Genomic DNA, 3,458 nt, shown 5'->3' with positions numbered 1-3,458 from the left:
CGGCCTCGGTGTCGGGCTCGGCCTCGGCATCGGGCTCGGCCTCGGGCTCGGCATCGGCAACGGCGTCGGCGGCGGTGTCGGGCTCGGCGTCGGTGTCGGGCTCGGCGGCGGTGTCGGGCTCGGCCTCGGTGTCGGGCTCGGCCTCGGCATCGGGCTCCGCCTCGGGCTCGGCCTCGGCAACGGCGTCGACGGCGGTGTCGGGCTCGGCGTCGGTGTCGGGCTCGGCATCGGCGTCGGCGGTGGCGGCGGTGGCGGCCGCGGCCTCGGCGACCGCGTCGGCCGGCGCAACTTACTCCGGGATCGACGGGCCGCCCTTCGCGACCGCACGCTTGAACGCGGGCCGCTCCTGCATCCGCTTCGCGAGCTCGCGGATCTTGGGCGAGACGTCCATGTGCCCGAGGCGCGAAGCGATCGCCTCGACGGCATAGCTCATCTGGATATCGGCGGCGGTCAGCTCGGCGCCCGCGAACCAGGTGTGCTTCGCGAGATGATCGCCCAGGAACTTTAGATGGCGCGTGAGGTTCGGTGCGACGAAGTCGGCGTTAACCTTGTCCGCGATCTTGCGTGCGATGGGCTTCACGAAGAACGGCACCGGCGCGGTGCGCACGCGGTCGAAGATCAACGTGAGGAGGAGGTACGGCATCAGCGAGCCCTCCGCATAGCGCATGAAGTAGCGGTAGTGGCGGAACTCGGCCGTGTTGGCCGGCGGCACGAGGCGGCCGTTGCCGTAGGTCTCGACGATGTACTCGAGGATCGCGCCCGACTCGGCGACGGTGACATCGCCGTCGGTGATCACGGGCGACTTGCCGAGGGGATGGATCTTCTGCAGCTCTGGCGGCGCGAGCAGCGTTTTCGGCTCGCGCTCGTACTTCACGAGCTCGTAAGGAACCTCGAGCTCTTCGAGGAGCCAGAGCACGCGCTGAGAGCGAGATTTGTTGAGGTGATGGACCGTGATCACGCTCGCGGTTATACGCGTCTCAGTTGCTTGCAGGCGCGTGCCTACCGGGGGAGGATTCGCGCATGCGCAATCTACGAGGCGTTCACGCGCTGCTCGTGGCGGTCGTCATCGGCGGTTCAGGTTGTTCGATGATCATGCCGGCTGCGAAGCAGGAACCCTTCCCAGTCATGAACGTCACCGCGACGCGGCCACCTCCGGGGCCCGACAAGGTGATCCTCACACCGTCGAACATCGCGATCACCGACAAGGTGCAGTTCGAGACCGGCAAGGCTGATCTCAAGCCCGTCTCCTACCCGCTCCTCGACGAAGTCGTGGCCGTGATGAAGGCGAATGACCAGATCGAGGTCGTGCAGGTCGAGGGTCACACCGACGCGACGGGTCCGGCAGACGTCAACCGCAAGCTCTCGCAAGCGCGCGCCGAGTCGGTGGTGAAGTACATCGCCAGCAAGGGCATCAAGAAGGAACGGCTGACCGCGAAGGGCTTTGGCCCCGACGTGCCGGTCGCCGACAACGAGACCGACGTCGGCCGCGAAGCGAACCGTCGCGTCGAGTTCAACATCATCAAGCAGGGCCCCATCAAGACGCTGGTGAAAGATGAATAAGCTCCTCCTATCCCTCGCCGTGTTCGGCGCCGTCGGCTGTAAGACCGGCGCGGACCCCGCGATCCGCACGAACATCTCGGCGCAGTTGCAAAGCGCGCAGGCACCGATTCAGGCCTGCTACCAGAAGTCGCTGACCACCAACCGCAAGCTCCGCGGCATGTACGTCGTGCAGCTTGCGGTCGCCGGCGATACCGGGCAGTTCCAGGAGATCGTGCTGCGCCGCGACGAGCCGCAGGATGCGGTGCTCCGGTTCTGCGTCACGCAGGCGCTCGCGAAGCTCAAGCTCGACAAGCCGCCCGGCAAGCGCGTCGAGGTCGAGAGCGTGCCGATCAAGTTCGAATGGGCGAACCCGTAGTGGCCAAGATCCCAACGCGCTCCCCGACCGACGAGGAAGTGCCGATGGCACGCCTGTCCTCGATGGGCCTCGAGCTCGAGGAGGTTGCCGAAGACGAGCAGGTCACCATCGCCGCGATCGTCGCGCTCGCGGAAGATCGTGGCCGGCCGCCGGGGCATTACCTCGCCGCCATTCCGCTCGCGACCGAGCTGCGCGTGGCCAGCGACGCGTCGCTCGAGCTGCGCGTCTGCGCGGGCAACTGCCAGAAGTACGGCGCGCTCGGCCTGCTCGATCACCTGGTCGAGAAGGTCCAGCGCGACCCATCGTTCGCGATCGTGCCGGTCACCTGCCTCGATCGTTGCGACCACGCCCCCGCGTGCGAGCTCCGCGGCGGGCACGGGCAGCTGGTCGTCGCACCGGCCACACCCGCCGCGCTCGACGAGGCGCTGGCTCAGCTGACGTCGTAGCAGGCCCACGTCGCACCCCGTCGCAGCGCATGCGGCACCGCCCCGACTGGCCGCTCCGTCGGGATGGCGCTAGCCTCGCGATCACGCGATGTTGCGCCTCTCGAAGGTCAATAAGTACTACCGGGTCGGCAACCACTCGCTGCACGTGCTGCGCGATGTCGACTTCCAGGTCGACGATGGCGAGTTCGTCGCGATCATGGGCGCGTCGGGCTCCGGCAAATCGACGCTGCTCAACATCCTCGGCATCCTCGACGATTACGACTCGGGCGAATACCGCCTCGGCAACACGGTCATCAAGAGCCTGTCCGAAAAGCGCGCCGCCGAGTATCGCAACAAGCTCATCGGGTTCGTGTTCCAGTCGTTCAACCTGCTGCCGTTCAAGACGGCGCTCGAGAACGTCGCCCTGCCCCTCTACTACCAGGGCGTCACTCGGCGAAAGCGCAACATGATCGCCGCGCAGTATCTCGAGCGCGTCGGCCTCCGCGACTGGGCCGAGCACGTGCCCGCGGAGATGTCGGGCGGCCAGAAACAGCGCGTCGCGATCGCGCGGGCGTTGATCGCGAAGCCGCAGCTCATCCTCGCCGACGAGCCGACGGGCGCGCTCGACAGCACGACGAGCCGCCAGATCATGGACCTGATGACCGAGATCCATCGCCAGGGCATCACGGTCCTGGTCGTCACGCACGACCCCGAGGTCGCGGCGCGCTGTCAGCGCACGATCCGCCTGCGCGACGGCAAGGTCGTCGACGACAACGAAACGCCGGCGGCCGCGGCAGGAGCGCATTAGCGCCCATGGGCATCGCGGCGCTCAAGTTGCTCGGGCTCCTGCTCGGGCTCGCGCTGGTGATCACCCTCGTGGTGACGCTGATCATCGTGATCATCGCGTGCGTGCACATGGGCCTTATCGCGCTCGTGCAGTGGCGCGACCTGGTGTCGCTCGATCGCTGGGCCGAGGTGCTCGACACGATCCGCCGCAACAAGCTGCGCACCGCGCTCACGACCATCAGCGTCGCGTGGGGCATCTTCGTGCTGGTCGTGCTGCTCGGCCTCGGGCGAGGGCTCGACCAGGGCGCACGCCACGAGTTCGCGCGGCAGGC

Annotated in this window: 6 protein-coding genes; 5 read left to right on the top strand and 1 reads right to left on the bottom strand. The window is 67.6% G+C overall.

What is annotated here, in order from left to right; genetic code table 11:
- Positions 1-289: 289 nt before the first annotated feature.
- Positions 290-958, bottom strand: a complete 669-nt coding sequence (locus SFU54_RS11580; RefSeq protein WP_319016424.1) for a glutathione S-transferase — start codon at positions 956-958, stop codon at positions 290-292.
- Between the two features lie 62 nt (positions 959-1,020).
- Between SFU54_RS11580 and SFU54_RS11575 the strand changes: the two genes are divergently transcribed.
- From SFU54_RS11575 to SFU54_RS11555, 5 genes are all read left to right on the top strand, one after another.
- Positions 1,021-1,560, top strand: coding sequence for an OmpA family protein (locus SFU54_RS11575; protein WP_319016423.1), 540 nt, complete (start codon positions 1,021-1,023; stop codon positions 1,558-1,560).
- A complete protein-coding gene (locus SFU54_RS11570; RefSeq protein WP_319016422.1) occupies positions 1,553-1,915 on the top strand; it encodes an AgmX/PglI C-terminal domain-containing protein in 363 nt (120 codons plus the stop codon). Before SFU54_RS11575 ends, SFU54_RS11570 begins: the two co-directional genes overlap by 8 nt.
- Positions 1,916-1,959: 44 nt before the next feature.
- A complete protein-coding gene (locus tag SFU54_RS11565) occupies positions 1,960-2,361 on the top strand; it encodes a (2Fe-2S) ferredoxin domain-containing protein (protein WP_319016421.1) in 402 nt (133 codons plus the stop codon).
- A gap of 145 nt (positions 2,362-2,506) precedes the next feature.
- A complete protein-coding gene (locus tag SFU54_RS11560) occupies positions 2,507-3,148 on the top strand; it encodes an ABC transporter ATP-binding protein (RefSeq protein ID WP_319016420.1) in 642 nt (213 codons plus the stop codon).
- 5 nt (positions 3,149-3,153) lie between these two features.
- A partial coding sequence (locus SFU54_RS11555) for a hypothetical protein (RefSeq protein WP_319016419.1) occupies positions 3,154-3,458 on the top strand: 305 nt, incomplete at its 3' end.

Source organism: Microcella sp., from assembly GCF_033763155.1.
Taxonomy (GTDB): domain Bacteria; phylum Actinomycetota; class Actinomycetes; order Actinomycetales; family Microbacteriaceae; genus Microcella.
This window is presented reverse-complemented; position numbering and strand designations above follow the sequence as displayed.